Source organism: Streptomyces sp. NBC_00258 (genome assembly GCF_036182465.1).
Classification (GTDB): Bacteria; Actinomycetota; Actinomycetes; order Streptomycetales; family Streptomycetaceae; genus Streptomyces.
The window spans coordinates 4,892,230-4,909,593 of sequence record NZ_CP108081.1 but is presented as its reverse complement, the minus strand read 5'-3'; the positions used below and the strand labels follow the sequence as shown (position 1 = coordinate 4,909,593).

22 protein-coding genes are annotated in these 17,364 nt (G+C 70.8%); 21 read left to right on the top strand and 1 reads right to left on the bottom strand.

Annotation, left to right across the window (positions count from 1 at the left end; translation table 11 throughout):
• Window positions 1–8 precede the first annotated feature (8 nt).
• The gene (locus tag OG718_RS21765) at window positions 9–1,124 is read right to left on the bottom strand and encodes a C40 family peptidase (RefSeq protein ID WP_328844926.1); all 1,116 of its coding nucleotides are present in this window, start codon (window positions 1,122–1,124) and stop codon (window positions 9–11) included.
• Window positions 1,125–1,651: 527 nt separating this feature from the next.
• Here OG718_RS21765 and OG718_RS21760 point away from each other — a divergent pair.
• The 21 genes from OG718_RS21760 to OG718_RS21660 all read left to right on the top strand — a co-directional run bounded on the left by OG718_RS21760 (window position 1,652) and on the right by OG718_RS21660 (window position 17,317).
• Window positions 1,652–2,407, top strand: a complete 756-nt coding sequence (locus tag OG718_RS21760) for a DNA-methyltransferase (protein WP_328844924.1) — start codon at window positions 1,652–1,654, stop codon at window positions 2,405–2,407.
• Between the two features lie 169 nt (window positions 2,408–2,576).
• Entirely contained in the window at window positions 2,577–3,227 is a 651-nt protein-coding gene (locus OG718_RS21755) for a DUF4913 domain-containing protein (protein ID WP_328844923.1), read from the top strand.
• A complete protein-coding gene (locus OG718_RS21750; RefSeq protein WP_328844922.1) occupies window positions 3,224–3,709 on the top strand; it encodes a hypothetical protein in 486 nt (161 codons plus the stop codon). Before OG718_RS21755 ends, OG718_RS21750 begins: the two co-directional genes overlap by 4 nt.
• On the top strand, window positions 3,706–4,440 hold the full coding sequence (locus tag OG718_RS21745; protein WP_328844921.1) for a DUF3631 domain-containing protein: 735 nt from the start codon (window positions 3,706–3,708) through the stop codon (window positions 4,438–4,440). The genes OG718_RS21750 and OG718_RS21745 overlap by 4 nt, the downstream gene beginning before the upstream one ends.
• A 29-nt stretch (window positions 4,441–4,469) precedes the next feature.
• A complete protein-coding gene (locus tag OG718_RS21740; protein ID WP_328844920.1) occupies window positions 4,470–4,943 on the top strand; it encodes a GNAT family N-acetyltransferase in 474 nt (157 codons plus the stop codon).
• On the top strand, window positions 4,940–5,629 hold the full coding sequence (locus OG718_RS21735) for a hypothetical protein (RefSeq protein WP_328844919.1): 690 nt from the start codon (window positions 4,940–4,942) through the stop codon (window positions 5,627–5,629). Before OG718_RS21740 ends, OG718_RS21735 begins: the two co-directional genes overlap by 4 nt.
• Window positions 5,630–5,685: 56 nt before the next feature.
• Window positions 5,686–6,408: a hypothetical protein gene (locus tag OG718_RS21730; protein WP_328844918.1), complete on the top strand. Its 723-nt coding sequence runs from the start codon at window positions 5,686–5,688 to the stop codon at window positions 6,406–6,408.
• A gap of 199 nt (window positions 6,409–6,607) precedes the next feature.
• Complete coding sequence (locus OG718_RS21725; RefSeq protein ID WP_328844917.1) at window positions 6,608–6,934, top strand: SH3 domain-containing protein; 327 nt, start codon at window positions 6,608–6,610, stop codon at window positions 6,932–6,934.
• 114 nt (window positions 6,935–7,048) lie between these two features.
• Complete coding sequence (locus OG718_RS21720) at window positions 7,049–7,504, top strand: hypothetical protein (protein WP_328844916.1); 456 nt, start codon at window positions 7,049–7,051, stop codon at window positions 7,502–7,504.
• On the top strand, window positions 7,501–7,944 hold the full coding sequence (locus OG718_RS21715; protein ID WP_328844915.1) for a hypothetical protein: 444 nt from the start codon (window positions 7,501–7,503) through the stop codon (window positions 7,942–7,944). The genes OG718_RS21720 and OG718_RS21715 overlap by 4 nt, the downstream gene beginning before the upstream one ends.
• Before the next feature lie 11 nt (window positions 7,945–7,955).
• Window positions 7,956–8,378, top strand: a complete 423-nt coding sequence (locus OG718_RS21710) for a hypothetical protein (protein WP_328844914.1) — start codon at window positions 7,956–7,958, stop codon at window positions 8,376–8,378.
• A gap of 30 nt (window positions 8,379–8,408) precedes the next feature.
• Window positions 8,409–9,299 (top strand): winged helix-turn-helix transcriptional regulator, encoded by an 891-nt coding sequence (locus OG718_RS21705; RefSeq protein WP_328844913.1) that lies wholly within the window; start codon window positions 8,409–8,411, stop codon window positions 9,297–9,299.
• Window positions 9,296–9,811, top strand: a complete 516-nt coding sequence (locus OG718_RS21700; protein ID WP_328844912.1) for a hypothetical protein — start codon at window positions 9,296–9,298, stop codon at window positions 9,809–9,811. Before OG718_RS21705 ends, OG718_RS21700 begins: the two co-directional genes overlap by 4 nt.
• The gene (locus OG718_RS21695; RefSeq protein ID WP_328844911.1) at window positions 9,808–11,049 is read left to right on the top strand and encodes an MFS transporter; all 1,242 of its coding nucleotides are present in this window, start codon (window positions 9,808–9,810) and stop codon (window positions 11,047–11,049) included. Before OG718_RS21700 ends, OG718_RS21695 begins: the two co-directional genes overlap by 4 nt.
• 43 nt (window positions 11,050–11,092) lie before the next feature.
• Window positions 11,093–11,431: a hypothetical protein gene (locus tag OG718_RS21690; protein WP_328844910.1), complete on the top strand. Its 339-nt coding sequence runs from the start codon at window positions 11,093–11,095 to the stop codon at window positions 11,429–11,431.
• Between the two features lie 93 nt (window positions 11,432–11,524).
• Window positions 11,525–12,745 (top strand): ATP-grasp domain-containing protein, encoded by a 1,221-nt coding sequence (locus OG718_RS21685; protein WP_328847802.1) that lies wholly within the window; start codon window positions 11,525–11,527, stop codon window positions 12,743–12,745.
• Window positions 12,742–13,905 (top strand): MFS transporter, encoded by a 1,164-nt coding sequence (locus tag OG718_RS21680; RefSeq protein ID WP_328844909.1) that lies wholly within the window; start codon window positions 12,742–12,744, stop codon window positions 13,903–13,905. Before OG718_RS21685 ends, OG718_RS21680 begins: the two co-directional genes overlap by 4 nt.
• A complete protein-coding gene (locus OG718_RS21675) occupies window positions 13,902–14,555 on the top strand; it encodes an HAD family hydrolase (RefSeq protein ID WP_328844908.1) in 654 nt (217 codons plus the stop codon). The genes OG718_RS21680 and OG718_RS21675 overlap by 4 nt, the downstream gene beginning before the upstream one ends.
• Before the next feature lie 45 nt (window positions 14,556–14,600).
• Window positions 14,601–15,473 carry a DUF317 domain-containing protein gene (locus OG718_RS21670; RefSeq protein ID WP_328844907.1) on the top strand — a complete coding sequence of 291 codons (873 nt, stop codon included), beginning with the start codon at window positions 14,601–14,603 and terminating at the stop codon, window positions 15,471–15,473.
• A gap of 47 nt (window positions 15,474–15,520) precedes the next feature.
• Window positions 15,521–16,393 (top strand): DUF317 domain-containing protein, encoded by an 873-nt coding sequence (locus OG718_RS21665; protein WP_328844906.1) that lies wholly within the window; start codon window positions 15,521–15,523, stop codon window positions 16,391–16,393.
• Between the two features lie 42 nt (window positions 16,394–16,435).
• Window positions 16,436–17,317 carry a hypothetical protein gene (locus OG718_RS21660; protein ID WP_328844905.1) on the top strand — a complete coding sequence of 294 codons (882 nt, stop codon included), beginning with the start codon at window positions 16,436–16,438 and terminating at the stop codon, window positions 17,315–17,317.
• The last annotated feature ends 47 nt before the right edge of the window (window positions 17,318–17,364 follow it).

Here is a 17,364-nt window from a genome sequence, read left to right as displayed (position 1 = left end):
ACCGGGGGTCAGATGACGCGGCGGGCGGCGAGGATGTCCCAGTCCGCGAGCGGCGTGATCCGCACAGGCTTTCTGGTACGGGGGGCCTCGATCGCGAGTCCCGAGCCGATGTACATGCCGACGTGTTCGGGGCGGGCGGCGCTGCCGCGGGAGAAGATCAGGTCACCGGGCTTGAGCGCCTTGGGGGACACAGCCTTGCCCTCGTCGACCTGCGTATACGTGGTGCGGGTGAGCTGGATGCCGGCGTGCTTGTACGCCTGCTGGGTCAGCGAGCTGCAGTCGCAGCGGCCCATCGGGTCGGGGCCGTGCGGCGCAGTGCAGGTGCCGCCCCACTGGTACATCGTGCCGAGCTGCGCCATCGCCCAGGCGATCGCCTTGCGCGCCTTCGGATCGGCGTCCTTCGGGATCGAGTAGCCCTTCGGTACCGACCCTTCCGGGATGGTGCCGTACCCGGAGCCGTCCTCGGCCGCCGCACAGGACGCGGAACTTGAGGCGGTGTTCGTCTCGCTGGTGTCCTGGTCGGCGTCGGGGAACGTCGCGGCGATCGCCTTCTGCAATGCGGTCGCCAGCTCCTCCCAGTCGGCGTAGGCGTCCGGGTAGCCGGAGCGCTGGACCTTCTGCGCGGCCTGGGCGACGGTCAGCTGCTGCCAACCATCCACCGCGAGCAGGTGCTTGTAGAACTGCTCGCTCGCGTAGACGGGGTCGTGGATCTCCGTAGCGGTGCCCCATCCCTGGCTCGGCCGCTGCTGGAACAGACCCAGCGAGTCGCGGTCGCCAGAGTTCAGGTTGCGCAGCCGGGATTCCTGCATCGCGGTGGCGAGCGCGATGATCTGGCCCTTCTTCGGCACGTTGAGGCCGATCCCGGTGGCCACGATCGTGCGGGCGTTGGGGATCTGTTCCTCGGGCAGGGGCAGGCCCTCGACGTGCACGTCCTTGGCGGTCGCACCGTTGAGGATCTTGGTGACCTGCTCGACGACCGTGTCGGTGTCGACGTCGCCCACGCAGCTGAAGGACGAGTAGGTGGTCTGGGCGGCCTCGCTGCTGGTGGCCATCAACATGGCCGTGCCGGCGAGGAGGAGAGGAGAGAGGACGAAGACGCCGATGCCGGCGGCCACGCCCTTCAATCGGGGACGCCTCCCGGGCGGCCGTCACGGGCCGGAGACCGGTGCGCGGGCAGGGGAGGGCAGAGCGATGTCACAACGAGGTCCTTGGTGAAGTCCCGGCGGCGCGTGCGTCGTTGAGGAAAGGGCGCGACGGCCGGGGTGGTGGGTAGATCGAGGGCCCAGGTGCACGTGCGCGAGTTGCCGCTCGCGCTGGCGCAGAGGCGTCGGGTCAGGTGTGCCAGGACATGGGGATACCTCCACAAAGGCAGGGGCGGGGATGCGCCATCGGCGTGGTCCGCCGGGCAGTTCCAAAACACTAAGGGCGGATCCCCGGTTGCCGAAATCGTCTCTGATCAAGGCTCTATTTCGGGGTTCTCGGCGGCGATAGCGCTCAACCGGGGATCGTGCCCTACAGTTTTGTCTCCTCCCCTCGCCCCCGCCGCTGCGCGGCCCGCAGCGCCTTCCTGCCCGCATGCGGTCCCGCGGGTTATCCAGGCGGGCCGGAGCGTCTCTCCCTCACCTCACCCGACCCGAATTGGGGTATCTCTTTGCCTTTTTCCCTGCACCAGGGCGACGCGCTCGGCGTCCTCGCCGAACTGCCGGACAACTGCGTCGACTCCGTCATCACCGACCCGCCGTACAACTCAGGCGGGCGGACGGCCAAGGAACGCACCTCCCGCAGCGCGAAGCAGAAGTACACCTCCGCCGACGCAGGTCACGAACTGCCGGACTTCACCGGCGAGAACATGGATCAGCGGTCGTACGGCTTCTGGCTGACCCAGATCATGACCGAGGCACACCGGCTCACCAAGGTCGGCGGCACGGCGCTGCTGTTCACCGACTGGCGGCAGCTGCCGATCACCACGGATGCCATCCAGGCCGCCGGCTGGCTCTGGCGGGGCGTGCTGGCCTGGCACAAGCCGCAGGCTCGCCCCCAGAAGGGACGTTTCACCCAGAACTGTGAATTCGTCGTCTGGGCCAGCAACGGACCGATCGACGCCTCCAGGAACCCGGTCTACCTGCCCGGCCTGTACAGCGCCTCGCAGCCGTCGGGCAAGAGCCGACACCACATCACGCAGAAGCCCGTCTCCGTCATGCGGGAGCTGGTCCAGATCTCCCCGCCCGGCGGCACGGTGCTCGACTTCACCTGCGGCTCGGGCTCGACGGGAGTCGCGGCCCTGCTGGAGGGCCGTGATTTCATCGGCGTCGAGAAGACCAAGCACTACGCCGAGATAGCCGCCGACCGGCTCACCGAAACGCTGCAACAGACTTTTTCCCAGGACGACTTGACCCTCACATCCTGAGCCCTGTTGTACAGCGCAGTACGGCCTGTGGTGCGTGGCCCGTCATGCCATGGCCGTGCCGCTCGGGGCGTTATAGCAGCAAAATCCCGGTTACCGAAACCGGGGATTCTCCGGATGGTTTGAGCCGCAATTCACGCCCAACGGCCGCGGCTCAAGGAGGCCCCTTTTCGTGCCTGAATCCATAGACCCCCCCGAGGGCGGGGAGACGGAACCGGTCCGGCTGCCGGAGTCCGATCTGGAGAGCATTGAGGCGAGCGTCCGCAAACTGCTGGACCAATCTGCCGAGCAGGCCCGCCAGCTCGACAGCCTCGCCTCCGCACCGCCGCCCACGGACTCACCGTTCGGCGCCTTCGGCATGCCGGGGTTCGCGGCCCTGCCGCCGCAGCCCGCCCCGCCGGAGCCCCGCCCGATCCTGGAACTGGAGGGCGAGGAGTACGAAGACGAACTCGACGCGCTGTCCGACTGGGTGGATGACTTCCTCGTCCGGGTCTACGGGGCGGAGGTCACCACCGCCGCCCCGTGGTGCGAGCAGTGGCAGGAACACGCCGACGTCGTCGCCTGGCTCCACGCCCTGTGGCTGGCCTACCAGCAGCACAAGGATCCCGAGGCCGGTCTGTCCGGCCTGTTCGTCTGGCACCGGGACTTCCTCACCCACGCCATGGCCACCGTCAGGGCTGCCGGCGGGCCGCTCTCCGCGTGCATGACCGATCCGGACCGCCCCGCCCACCGCCTGCTGCCCGGACCGCCGCCCTCGAGCCGGACCACCGCCGAAACCGCAGAGTCCGAGGAGAACGGCGCACCCGGCCAGGGGGCCGGATGAGCGGCCACGACCGGCCCGCCTTCGGTCTCTCCTTCGACCCGCGCGCCCTGACCGACCTTCTCCAGGCCCCCAGCGACATCCGCGACCTAGCGCTCGCCCAGCTCCAGGACGTCGTCAACGCCCGCCTGTTCGGCGCCAAACTCACCCGTGATCTCGCCGGATGCCGCAAGGTCTACGTCGATCACCGCAATGCGTGGCGCATCGTCTACGCCCAGCGGCCAGCGCCTGCCAACTCCATGCACACCACCGAGATCCACGTCGTGGCCGTACGCCCGCGGGAAGCCCACGACGTGTACGACACCGCCCGCGCCCGCCTCGGCCTCACCCGACGGCCCCTGGGCGAGCGCACCCACGCGGCCCGCACCCGCTCGCCGCAGCTGGGAGCGCGCCAGCCCATCCCCAAGCCAGGACCACCGCCCTACGCGATGCCCGGCCTTCCCCGACCCGCACTGCCCCCGACCGTGAAGGGCCCCATTCGTTGACGCAGTTCCCCACTCTGATCGACCAGGTCGCCGCCGCCGTACTGGCGCCGACCGAGGTCACCGAAAACCCGCACCACCGCGCCATCGTCGATGTGTTCGTCGAGATCCAGGACCTCGACCGGCAGCTCGCCGCCCTGTCCGGCGCCGAACGTCACGCCGACGTCAGTGCCACCGAGCAGCTCGACACACTCACCGACCTGCTGATCGAACGCATGGCAGCCGGAGCCGAGTTGAGCGCGCTGCTGTCCACCTCCTGCTGCTGCGCGGCTGCGTACGAGCCCGAACCGCCCAGCGAGTACGAGCCGGTGGAGGACGAAGAGCCCGACTTCGATCCGGACCTCGATCCCGACTTCGAGGGCTTCGACGACTTCGAGGATCTGGAGGGTCCCGACGACCTCGACGGCTTCGATGACCTCCACGAGGCCACATGCGAGGAGTTCCTGACCTGCCCGAGCCGGCCGAGGACGATTGTCCACGCCTGCCTTGACATCTTCGACGTCCTGGATGCAGCGGAGTATCTGAGCACCGCGGAGCTGGTCACGCGCCTGCGCGAGCTGCCCGGCGAGGCCGATGGACGCTGGCGCTACGCCGACCTCACCCCGGTCCGCCTCGCTCTGCTCCTGCGCCCCTACGGAGTCCAGTCCCGCAAGCCGCGCAACGTCGACGGCAGCCGCTACCGGGCCTACCGGCGCGGCGACCTGCAGGCCGCCCGCCCGGACTGCTCCTGCTGACCCACCCCGCCCTCGCGCGTGCGCGCCCGGTGACGGCGGCGGATTGGGACCTGGTCGCCGCCTTCCACGCGCAGTGTTCCGAACAGAACCTGCTGCGCCGCTGGGGCCGCACCCGCCTCACGCCCCGCGACCTGACACGGCTGCTCGCCCAGGCGCAGTGCTGGATCGGACTCGACGCGGACGAGCGGCCACTGGCCCTCGTCTGCCTCGGGCCCGTCAGCCGGGAGCCGGGCGTCGTCGACCTCGGACTGCAAGTCGCCGACGACCACCACCGCCGCGGCATCGGAACAGCCCTGGCCCGGCAGGCGGCCCGGATGGCCCGCACGCGCGGGGCACACACCCTCACCGCATTCACGCAGGCGTCCAATGAGCCGATGCTCCGGCTCCTGGAGCGTCTGGGGCCCACCCGGCGCACCCGCGAGGGCCCCTACGTCGAGGTCCGCATCGCCCTGGACGCGTGCGCCTCCGACGCTCTCCCGTACACAAGAACCGCTCCGACATGAGCTCACCGCCCGCACCCTCGCCCAACCGCCACCCGCGCACCGTGCTCGACCACAGGATCGAGACGGCCGCAGGGTGCAGCATCGAGACGCTGCGGCGGCACCGCGAGGCCGGTCTCCTCGACGCACCCCACTCGGCCCTGGCGGACGCCCACCGCGACCTCGTCCGGGCCGAGCGGGACGTCACCTTCCACCGCGCCCGTCTCGCCCGCCTGGTGTCCGGAGAGCTCCCCGTCGATCAGGCGCTGTTGGCCCGGATCGAGCGCACGGTCGACCAGCTGGCGCACGCCATCGACGAGCGCGACACCGAGCAGGCCAAGGCCGCCGCCGCGCTGGAGCCGATCGAAGCCGCCGCTCCGCCGCAGGCGCCACAGCAGGTGCCGACGAAAGACTTCGCGGCCCTGCTCGCCATCGCCCAGGGCGCCAAGCTCCACGAGAACCTCCTCACCCACCGGCTCGCCGTGGTCACCCCCTCCCGTACCCGCATCTCCTACGCCCAGCTGCAGCGCCTACAGGCGAGCGGCCTCGTCGACCGCGACACCTCCCACCCAGTGCACGCCGGCCAGCCCGTCACCCTCACCGACGCCGGCCGGGCCGTCCTTGCCGCCCCGCGCCCCGCAGGCCCGCCCGGCACCACGCCGTCGCTCCGGCCAGCGTCATCACGCGCTCCCGCACACCTGCGTCGCTGAACAGCTCAACACGCCCTGCCCACGACGCCCATGGCGTCGTTGCACCGAAAGCACCGATGCCCACCTACGAACCGGATTTCCGCCTCGACGGATATGAGGCCGTCAACGACCAAGTCGCCGACCAGTTCTGGCAGCACATCACCATCGAGCAGGACATGCTCACCCTGCTGGCCGAGCACCACACCGAGGACGGCGAGCACAGCTTCTACGTGATGCACAACCGCGCCGTCACCTGGGGCATCCCCGGCGAACCTCAGATCGTCGCCCTGCACCTCAAACGCGACTCGGCGGCGCGCACCTTCCGCTTCACGCACAAGGAACTGCCGCTGCCGTCCATGGCTCAGTCCTGGCTGATCGCCCGCGGCTGCCCCGAGGACAAGATCCTCCTGCCCGACGGCATGGGCACCACACCCGCCAACCAGGCCACCCGCGCCCTGGAGAAGCGACTGCGCAGCGACGGCGACCATTTCGCCCTGCTGACCAGCTACACGCACGACGCCGAGCCGATCGAGACCACCGTGCTGCTGCGCGCCATCGACGAGAAGGCGCCACTGCCGTTCCGGGTACTGCTCGAAGAGGTCGACACCGACGCGTGGACGCACACCCTGCGCGAGGGCGCCTTCGCCACCTTCGAGGCAGCCACCCAATGGTGGGAAGCGCACTGGGATGGCGAGGCGATCCCGCTGCCGGCCGCGTCACCGCCAGCCCGCCACACCACCGCTCCGGGCGTCGCCGCTCTGCCCGCGCACCCCGCTCCACCGCGCGGCCCGAGCCGCTGAATTCGCGGCTACCCACCGGCTTTCCCCTTCCCCGCCCACTGAAATGCCGGCTGCCCTGAGCTAGGTGGCGCGAAACATAACACGCAATCCCCGGTTACCGAAACCGGGGATTCTCCGGACTCTTGCTCTCGGCCCGCACGGCATCAGCCCGGGTCCGTTTCCGCATTCCCTTCCTTGTTTTCGTGGAGGTCAATTCCCCATGCGCACCAGCCGCATAGCCGTCTCCGCCGCCGTTCTCGGCGCGCTCGCTCTCCCGCTCGTCTCCATCCCCACCGCCAGTGCCGCAACCAGCGTCAGCAGCTGCTCGGCAAAGCCGCTCCCGTACAAGGTGCACACGAAGGCTGTAACGATCCGCTCCAAGGCGTCCTCCAAGTCCACGGCGCTCGGCGTGCTCTACCGCAGCCACAAGTTCACCGTCCACAAGAGCAGCGGGAACTGGCGCTACATCACGGACAAGGCCACCGGCGTAAAGGGGTGGGTGTCCGGAACGTACGTCTACCGCGACACCGCCATGTGCCTGGACTAACAGAACGGCCCGCAATTCCCCTCTCCGGCATCCAGGTTCGCGGACTGCTCCCGCACGGACCGGATTTGCAGTGCATTTTCCCGCCCCCGAAAAGCGAATGAAAGGAGCCTCTCCGTGCCCGAGTTCAGCGAGGACGTGATGGGCGTCGTCACTGAGCGGATCGAGGACCGCTTCCAGATGCCTCTCGCCGATCTGCGCCGCGCGGTTCAGGCGGCACCACAGGCCAACCCCGATGCCACCAGTGTCGTGCACTGGTACGGCCTGCTCGCCGAAACCCAGGACGCACTCGACACCGCGGAGGACGCGCTCGTCGAGGCGCTCGGCTCGCACCCGGGCGAACTCGACGACGCTGTCATGGAGTTGGCGCACCAGGTCAACGCCGCTGTCACTGCACGTGACGGTCGCGTGATGGTCGTGAACTACCTCCTCGACCCCCTCGCCCCTGGCAAGCGCGGGCCTGGCGCCTGGCGTGGTGCCGGCCCCGCCGCGCGCCGCGCTCCGGCGCTGCCCACCGCGGCGCCCGCACTGCCCGGCGAGCGGGGTATCCCGACGCGCGGGGTGACGCGATGAGCGTCATCGACAAGTCCACCAGCCGCGACACCGCGCTGGAGGAGGCGTTCGGTGCCTCCGTCGCCGAGCTGTATGCGCAGGCAGCCCATCTTGAGGTCTGCGCCGCCCTCCACCGTGCCCTGGAACTGCGCAGCTTTCTCGCGGTCGCCGAGGAACAGGTCGTCCGCGTACGTGATCGCGTCCACGCCTCGATGTCCTGCGACCGCGACCTGGGCGAGCTGTCCGCTGAGGACCTGCGCTGGGACGCCCAGTGGCTGGAGGCGGCTCTGGCCAGCCGTGAGGGCTACGTCGCCGCCCTCGACGACCTCCTGCGGACCATGCCCGCTCCCGATCAACGCCCCGCGCAGCGGGTGCAGTTCGCCCAACCGAAGGTCACCGTTACTGCTCCGCCCGCCCCGGCAACCGGCCGTGCCGGGGCGGTGCGGACCCACCGTCCCTGAAAGCCCGCCGATTGCCCCAGCCTGACGCCACCGCCCACGCCATCTCCGAGATCATCGCCCAGCGCATCGAGGCGCTGTTCGGACAGCCGCTCGGTGAGCTCGAAGCGCTCGCCGACAGCACCCCCGATGCCACCCTGCTCGCCGCGCTCACCGGCAGTCACAGCGATCTGGCGCTCGCTGAGCGCAACATCGCCTTCCAGCTGGAGAGGCTGCGCGAACTCATCGCCCCTGAGCGGGAGATCGGCCGTTTTGCCGCCGGTCACATCGTCGACTGCGCCCGCCGCATCGCCGAGTCCGTCGCCGCCCGTGACGCCTACGCCAAGAACACCGGCGCGGTCCTGGCGGGACTGCGCCGTGTACCGGCCCCCGACACCCCACCGCCGGCTGTGCCCGTACCCGCCGCCCCGGCGACCGCCGCCTCCCGCACCCGCTGATCTGCCCGCACTGCTTGAGGAGCCCCATCCTTGGCCACCACCGCTCAGCCCCCAACCACCCCGAACGACTACTCCAGCGTCACCAAGACGCTGGATCTGCTGGCCCCGCGCTGGAGCGTGTGGGTGCTGATGACCCTCTCCTCCCAGCCGCTGCGCTACGCCGAGATCAAGCCCCGGCTGCCGTGGCTCGCCGACGGCCAGCTCCACCCCCGGCTGCGCCACCTCACCAACGCCGGCGTGGTCGAACGCACGGAGTACGCCCCGCGCCACGTCACTTACGGCCTCACTGGCCGCGGTGCCGAGCTGTTGCCCGTCCTGGCCGTGATCGCCTCTTGGGGCGACACCTACCTGGAGAAGCAGCTCGTCACCAGCAAGGCCACCGGTGAGCTGGAGCCCGAGCGGATCCCCCCGGCCCAGAACATCGACGACACGATCACTCTGATCGCCCCGCGGCACGCCACCCCGATCCTTATGACCCTGCAGGCCCGGGGCCGTGCGAGCGCGAAGGCCCTGGCCACCGAGGCTATGCCTGGATATGGGCTGACTGCTGTCTACAAGCCCCTGGACCGACTGGTGGCCGACGGCCTCGTCATGGTCACAGGCAGCGGCGACTTCCAGCTGTCTGCCAGCGGCCAGGCACTCGCCCCCGTCTTTCAGGCCATCACTACGTGGGCTGTCCTCCCGTCCGCCGGGGCCGATCCGCTTCGCCGACCGGGGACCGCCCCGTCCCAGACCCGCTCTGGCACGTGGGCGACCACCCCGACGCGCCTTCCGGCACCCGCCATTCCGGCCGCATCGTCTGCCGGCCCTGCCCTGGCCACCACCCCGCCGCAGGACGGGCCGGCGTGGAAGTCCAGCGACCTCTTCTCCCACCAGATACCCGCCCGCCCCATCACCCCGGCAGGAGGCCCGCGCCGATGACAGCCGCCCTGCCCACCAGCGTCGTGCGCGAACGCCGCGCGATCCGGACCCTGTCCCTGCCTGGCCTGATACGCCTGATCACCGAGATCGACGACAACGGCCCTATCAGTCGCCAACGCGGCAGCCTGCAGGGCGCCCTCGGCGACCTCACCACCGGACAACTGCGCCACGCCATCGACACTGCACGCGACCTCGGCCTCATCCACGCCCGCGGACACGCCTTGGCCCGCTACCAGCTCACCGCGAGCGGCAAGGACCTGGCCGAGGTGTACGACACCGCAGCAGGCTGGGCCCGTACCCATCAACTCCCCAGCCGCACCAGCGACTTCGTCGCGCGCGTCCAGTACGCCCTTCAGATGCAGGACGGCGGCCCGGGGCAATCCGGCGCAGCGACCGAACCGTCGGCTCCGCACGAGGCGCTGTCCGAGTGGCTCAAGACGCACCCCCGCGTCCTGCACCAGGACGTCACCCGCTCCTCCCACGCGGCGCAGGAATCGGGGCGCGCTGCGTGAGATCCCGTGTCGGACCCCGGCATGCCCTCCGGCCGGTCCCGACCCTGCTGCGCGGCATCTACCTGCCGCGCAGCACGGACGCCGCAGCGTTCGCCATGGCCACCTACGGCATCCCGCTGCTGGTGCTGGCCACCACCGACTCCGCCGCCCTGACCGGCCTTGCCTTCGCACTGGAATGGATTCCGCGACTGGGCGCGTTCGCCTTCGCCGGGACCCTGGTCGACCGACACGGAACCACCGCCGTGCTCCGCGCCGCCTCCGCCGGCCGGGCCCTGGTCGTCCTGGCCGCCGCGTTCATCTTGCCCACGCAGGCAGCGGGCCTCGGCGCGACGGTCACCGTCATGCTGCTCGCCGCCTCCACCGGGATCCTCACCGAATGCTCCTACATCGCGGCCGAGACCGCCGGCGGCGTCGCCGGCCGTGAAGCCGGTGAGCGCGCCCACCGCGTTCAGTCGGTGCTGCTCGGCATCGACCAGGTCGCCACCCTGTTGGGCCCCGCACTCGCCGGGCTACTGCTGCAGTGGACGGGCGCCGCCGGGATGCTGATGGTGATCGCCGGCTTCTCGCTGCTCACCAGCGTGCTGGCTCCGCGCCAGTACCGCCGGACCAAGCCCGCCGAGCCGCAGCCGGTCCTTAAGGGGCTGCACACCGGTTGGTCGACCCTGCGGTCCCTGCCAGCCCTGGGTTGGCTGGTGACCGGACTGACCGTGTCCAACTTGACCGTTGGCCTGCTGCAGGCCGCCACCCCGGTGATCGTCGTCAAACAGCTCGGACACTCCACGGCCGACGTCGGGCTCATCTGGTCGGCAGCCGCCGTCGCCTCTCTGATCGCGGTCGCCCTGTGCCGCCGGGCGATTGACCGCTTCGGCCTGTGGCCCATCGGCGCCGTGTCCGCCACGATCGCCGCCTTGGCGTGCCTGGCCGTCTCCTTCACCTACACCTACGGCAGCTACCTCATCCTGATCGCCGTCCTTATGGCCGGCGAGGGCGGCTTGAGCGTCGTACTGCGCACCCTGCGCTCCCGCCTCATCCCCGCTCCGGTGTTCGGCGCCACCCTGTCGCTGACCATCCTGCTGCTCCTGCTGCCCTTCCCCCTCGCCGGTGTCCTCGTTGCCACCGTGCCGCCCGCCCAGCTCGGCCACGTGCTCACCCTCTGCGCCGCACTGCAGGCCCTGGTCCTCTTCGCCGCCTTCGCCCGGCTGCGCACCGCCCCTTCCCTGCGTACCTCCTGCGCCTGACCCGCCCGGTCACCCTCCCGCTCACCACCGGAGACCGCTGCCAATGCCCACGTCCTACACCCTTGCCGACCCTTACGCCCTGCCGGTAGCCCGAGCGTCGTTTCGAGCGGGCTCGCGCCCGACGCTGACCGACCGGTTCTTGGCCTTCGATGCTGAGCATCCGTACGTCTACAGCGCCCTGGAGCGCCTGACGGCCGACCGACTCGCCGCCGGCGCCACCCGGGTCGGGCTCAAGGCGTTGTTCGAGGACCTGCGCTGGCAGCTGCCTGCGGGCGTGCGCGGACTGAACAACTCCTTCACCGCCCTGTACGCCCGCAAGCTGATCGAGGACCACCCCCAGTGGGCGTCTGCCTTCGAGCTGCGGCGCCGCCGCACCCCCTGACCCAGGCGCCCTGCCTCAGCTCTCCGTTCCCCCGCACTGTTTGGAGCCTTGTTGTCCTCTCGCCCCGTCGTCCTGGTCGTTGCCGCCTCCGACATGGAGGCCCAGGCGTATCGCGGCACTTGCCTTCAGAACGTCGCCACCCACTTCGAGGTCGTCCTGATCTCCGGCGCCGCGCCGACCTGGGAGAAGGAGTTCCTCCTCGACTACGAGGTCGCCGACCCCGCCGATCAGGCGGCGTTGACCGCGGCCGGGCATGCGCTCGCCGATCGGCACGCGCTGGCTGGCGTGATGACGTGGACCGAGTGGTATCTCATCCCCGTCGCGCGCCTGGCCCGCCGGCTCGGCCTGCCCACCACCGCTCCGGAGGCCCTCCAGGGCTGCCGCAACAAGCACACGAGCCGCAGCCTGTTCGCCCGCCACGGGGTGCCCTCCGCCGCCTCCGTCAGTGTGCGCACCGAGCACGAGGCGACAGATGCCGCCCGGCGCATCGGCTTCCCCGTCGTCCTCAAACCCGCCGCGCACGCAGCGAGCATGGGCGTTATCCGCGTCGACACCGCCGACCAGCTGCAGGCCGCGTACGCCTTCGCCGCCAAGACCGCCAGCCACGGAGTGGAGAGCACCCAGGTCCTGGTCGAGGAATACCTCGACGGCCCGGAGGTGAGTGTCGAGTGCGTCACCCACCAGGGACAGACCACTGTCGCCGCTGTCACCCGCAAGAGCGTCGGCATGCCGCCCCATTTCGAGGAGCTGGCGCACATGGTCGATGCGAACGACCCGCTCCTTCCCTCCGTGGCCCAGGCCGCCGTCGCGGCCATCGACGCCCTCGGTGTCACCGACGGCGTCAGCCACGTCGAGCTCCGCGTGGTCGACGGCCGCCCCCGCCTCATCGAGGTCAACGCCCGGATCGCCGGCGACATGATCAGCCACCTCGTCCACCTGGCCACCGGCGTCGACCTCGCCCGTGCTGCCGCAGACATCGCCTGCGGACATACTCCCGACCTGACGCCGACTCGCCACCAGGCCGCGGCGATCCGCTTCATCTACCCGGCCTACTCCGGCACCCTCACCGCCCGCTGTGTCACGGAACCCACCGGGGGAGTGGAGCGCGTGCGCTTCCAGCGACAGGTCGGCGACCAGCTCGTGCTGCCGCAGGACGGGGGCGATCTGTTCACCGCTCGCATCGGCTACCTGATCACCACCGGGCCGACCGCCACCGTCGCCCAAGCCCGCGCCCAGGAGGCGTACCGCAACCTCGACGTCCAGGTGGCCGCTGCCGCGCAGACGGCCTCGGCCACAGGGGAGTACGCCGCGTGAACCAGACCGCGGGGCCCGAGCTGGCGCGCAGCCGCCGTCTGCTGACCGGGTACTTTGCCGGCTTGGGTGTGGTGATGGCTGTCTGGGGCGCACGCATGCCGGCCGTTCAGAAGACCGCCGAGGTGAGCACCGCCGGGCTCGCCCTGGTCCTGCTGGCCGCTGCCCTCGGCATGGTCGCTGGACTCCAGACCGGCGGACGCCTCGCCCACCCGGCCCGCCTGCCCGCACTGCTGACCGGCGGTGCCATCGCTCTCGCCGTCTGCCTTGCCGTCCTCGGGGTATGCCGCAGCCTGGAGAGCCTCCTGGTGGCGGCGTTCGTCTTCGGCGCCGCGCACGGTGTCCTCGACGTCGCAGTCAATGCCGCTGCGGTCCGCTGCCAGGACGCTCACGGCCGCCCGATCATGGGCCGGTTGCACGCGAGTTTCAGCCTCGGCGGCCTCACAGGCGCTGTGCTGGCCTCAGCCACCGCCCACACCCCGCACACCGTCCTGTTCGCCGGCGTCGCAGCCATCGCCGCCACGGCAGCAGGTGCAGCGACGCGCCTTACCCGCTGTCTTGCCAGCCCTGGACTCGAGCCCGTCCACGACCGTGTGGCACCGGGCTTGGACGAACGCGGGGGTCTGTCGCGGCCCCGGTTGTGGCTGCTGGGCGCACTGGGGGCCGGAACCCTGCTGGGCGAGGGGGCCGCTGCCGACTGGGCTGCCGTCCACCTGCACGACCTCGGTGCGACCGCGGCGACCAGCGCCGTGGCGTACGGCGTCTACAGCGCCGCCATGGCCGCCGGTCGCCTCGCCGGAGACCGGCTCACCGCCCGCTTCGGCGCTCCCGCTGTTGTCCGGGCCGGCGCCGCCCTGGCCGCGCTCGGCCTTGCAACCGGGCTTGCTGGCTCCACCGTCGTCTTTGCCCTCCTGGGGTGGGCAGCCTTCGGCCTGGGGTTGTCCGTCACCATCCCCAGCCTGATCACCGCCGCAGGCATCGGCGGCCCCCGCGCGGTCGCCACCGTCGCGGTCACCGGCTACGTCGGCCTGCTCGCCGGCCCCGCCCTCATCGGCGCCCTCGCCACCGTCACCGCTCTGCCGCACGCGCTGCTGCTGCCCGCCCTCCTCGCCGCTGCCGTCGCCGCCCTCGCTCCCAAAGCCCTGGAGAAACCCAGCCCTTGACCCACACCTCCGTCTCCCCGAACGGCGTGGACGCCCTACTCCTCGACTACAACGGAGTCCTCGGACTCCAGCCCAGCCCCGGCATGTGGACCCGCCTCGCCGACCTCGCCGAGTGGCCCGACCGACACCTCCCCTCCTTCCAAGAAGCCTTCTGGGCACCCCGGATCGCGTACGACGCAGGCGAACTGAGCGATCTCGCCTACTGGGCGAAGGTGCTCGGGCACCGTCCCGGCGCGCGGTGGCTGCGCACGCTGCGGGCCGCCGATACCGCCATGTGGACCCGTACCGACCCCAGAGTCCTCGACGTCCTGTACCGAGCCCGGGCCGCGGGGCTGCCTCTGGTGCTGCTCTCCAACGCCCCGGCCCATCTCAGCGACGTCCTGGACGCCACCGACTGGCGGCGCGATCTGATGAGTGACGCCCTGTACTCCGCCCGCCTGGGCCGGTGCAAGCCCGATTCGGCCGTTTACGAGCACGCCCTGGCGGCCACCGGCGTCGCCGACCCGGGACGCGTGCTGTTCGTCGACGACCGCGAGGACAACTGCAGGGCCGCCGCCGAGCTGGGCCTGCGCGCCCTGCACTACGCCGGCCAACCCGCAGACCTGGAACACCAGCTGCTGCCCGCACTTGCGAACAGCACGCGTACCTGACCAGAACCGCGTGCTCCTCCCCCCAGCCTCAACCTCAGGACTTTCGTGCCCGACACCGAAGAGATCGACGGCGACAACTACGTATCCCCGCGCTACCTCGCAGGCAGCACTTGCGACGCAGACCCCGCGCTGGAGCCGCTCCTCGCGCTTGGCTTCGACCTCCATCACGACAACCTCGCCAACGCCTACGTCACTGCGCCCGACCACCGCGTCCGACTCGGATTCCTGCCCGAGGGCGACGACGACGGACTGTGGCGGATCAGCGCCTACCGCGACCGCTTCGCCCCGCCCGCGTGGGGCGTCAGTTTCAACGACACCGCACCCACGGAGTTCGTCACCGCCTTCACCACCGCCCTTGCTCAGGCGTACACCGCCGGCCCCGACATCTACCTTGCCGAGCCCGACCTCAAGGACCCCGAGCTCGGCGCCTTCGACGCCGTCGTCCCGCTCATCAAAAACGGCTGGCAGTTTCAGCACCCGCGCTGGGGCGTGATGGAACTGCAGTCCCCGGACGGGATGGCCACCTGTGAGTACACCACCGGCCGCCTCGACCCGGAGAAGGAACTCACCACCCTGGAGGCCCGCTGGCACCTGTGGGGCGGACCGAAGAACGGGTACGCCCGCTGGTACGCCACCGCCACCACCAACACCCCCACCGCTCTAGTGAAGGCCATCACCCAGAGCGTGTCCGACCCGGCGCCCCTGCCACGCTGGAGGGACTCGATGCTCCCTGGGCTGCGCGAGGCCGCACAGCTCACTCCCGTCACACCGCCCGCGCCCCCGGTTCCGACCCCGCTCGACGTCCAGCGCGCCCTCACCCGCCGACCGCCGGCGCTCGGCACCCGCAGCGTCCCGCGCTGGAGCACGGCCACCCTTCCTCCGGCGCCCGCCGCCCCACGCACGGCAGCGCGCCGCTGATCCGCCCCCTCCCACGACCAGCAACTCCCGCCCGACGAAAGGACCTTGTGGCACTCAGCCCTCTGGACGATCTCGACGACCACGACGTGGTCGAGGTCCTGCCCCGCCACCTCGCCGGCCCCGGCATCCACGACCTCATCGACGTATGGCCCTTCCCATTCGATCAGGGCTGGACCCTCCACCACTCCGGAGACGGCCCGGCCATCGTGATCAGTCCCGGCATGCAGCTGCTCGCCGGGCACGTACCGTCCGAGGACCACGTGCGCGGCGGCGAGTGGCTGATCGCCGCACACAAGGACCCCTTCCGGCCGGCCACCTGGACGGCCACGCTCGACGCCAGCACCCCCGTCGAACTCGTTCGCGACCTGTATGCCGAAGTGCTCGCGCTGTGCGAGGCGGACAGACGGGGCGAACGCAACCTGCTGCGCCCAGACGACGTCCGCCCCCAAGACGTATACCTGCCGCTGCTCACCGCCGGCTGGCAACACACGGTCAAGACGGACGGAGTCCAGTACTTCCGCAGCCCGGACGGTTACGGCGTGCTGCAACACGCCTACGTGCGCAAGAACATGGCCGCACCCGTCTGGTCCGCGTGGGGCGGGCCACCGGACGACCCGCTGTGGAAGGCCACGTTCTCCTCCGCCGCGCCCGCCTCCCTGGTCGCGGCGTTCGCCTCCTCCCTGGCCTCACCCGTGCCGCTCGCCCGCGCCGTGTGGAACATTCCGGCCGACACCCGCCTCCATCTCACCCTCCCAGCCGCTCTGACCGATGCCGCCGCGCGCCAGGGCGCCTCGGCACAGAGCCGAGCGCCGGCACCCTCGTCGCCGACCCTGCTGTCCGCGCACGCCGGCGTCAGCGCCCCGGGCACCGGTCCCGCGCCGACCGTCCGTCCCGCCCTGTCGGCCGGCCGACGCAGGTAGCCGCCCCGCAGAACCGTCCGCTGCCGAGGAGCACCACCACCGTTGTCCCTGCACGCCCAGCACTTCTTCACCGACCTGCTCGACCTGCCCGTCCACGAACGACGAGTGATCGGCGACGCCTGCTACGCCGTCGTCTCGCCCGACTCCCCGCTGCGGCTGCGCATCGAGTTCGCCCAGACCATCCGAGAACGTGAGTACGGCGGACTGCGCCTGAGCATCCTCCACCCGGACTGCGGCGCCCTCGACCACGCGTACCTGTCCTTCGCCGACCACGGCACGTTCGCCGTCCGGGACGCCCGCCTCGGCAATCAGCCCGGACATGACGGCTACGGCGTCGTACGGGACTGGCACCACGACGACACCTCACCCTGGATCGGCGCCGCCGTCATACCCCTGAGCCATGCCATCCAGGACTACCTGAAGGTCTGGACGCCCGAACCGTCCCCGCCGCCCAGCAGCGCCGACAGCGCACGGCGGCGACCGGCTCAGCTCGATACGGATCCTGAGCCGTCCCGGGGATGCTGGCTCACAGACGCCGACTTCCTCACCCGCCTCCACCAGGCCACGCCCCTCTGGCTGGACATCGTCGACAGCGTCCTCGACGACGGACTTCCCCTCACTCAAGCACTGACCGGCAGCCGCGAGAACGCTGCCCAACTGCTCGACATTCCACCGGCGTTCGGCCTCCTGATCGAAGCCGAGGCTGCGGCCCGGATCGTGCATGCCGCCGGCCTACCGGCGGGCACACTGCGCGGTGCCTCCGTCGCGCAGGGCCTATCGCACATCGCGACGTTGCCCATCGAGGACCAACACCACCTCGTCCGGGCCGCCGCCCGCGGAAGCACGATCGACGCCCCCGCGCACCTTCCAGGGCGAACCCGTCCGTCCCCGCCGCCCCAGCCGTCGTCGGCCCGTACCCGCTGACCAGCATTATCCCGCTTGCACCGACGGGCAGCCCTGCCCGCGTCCCC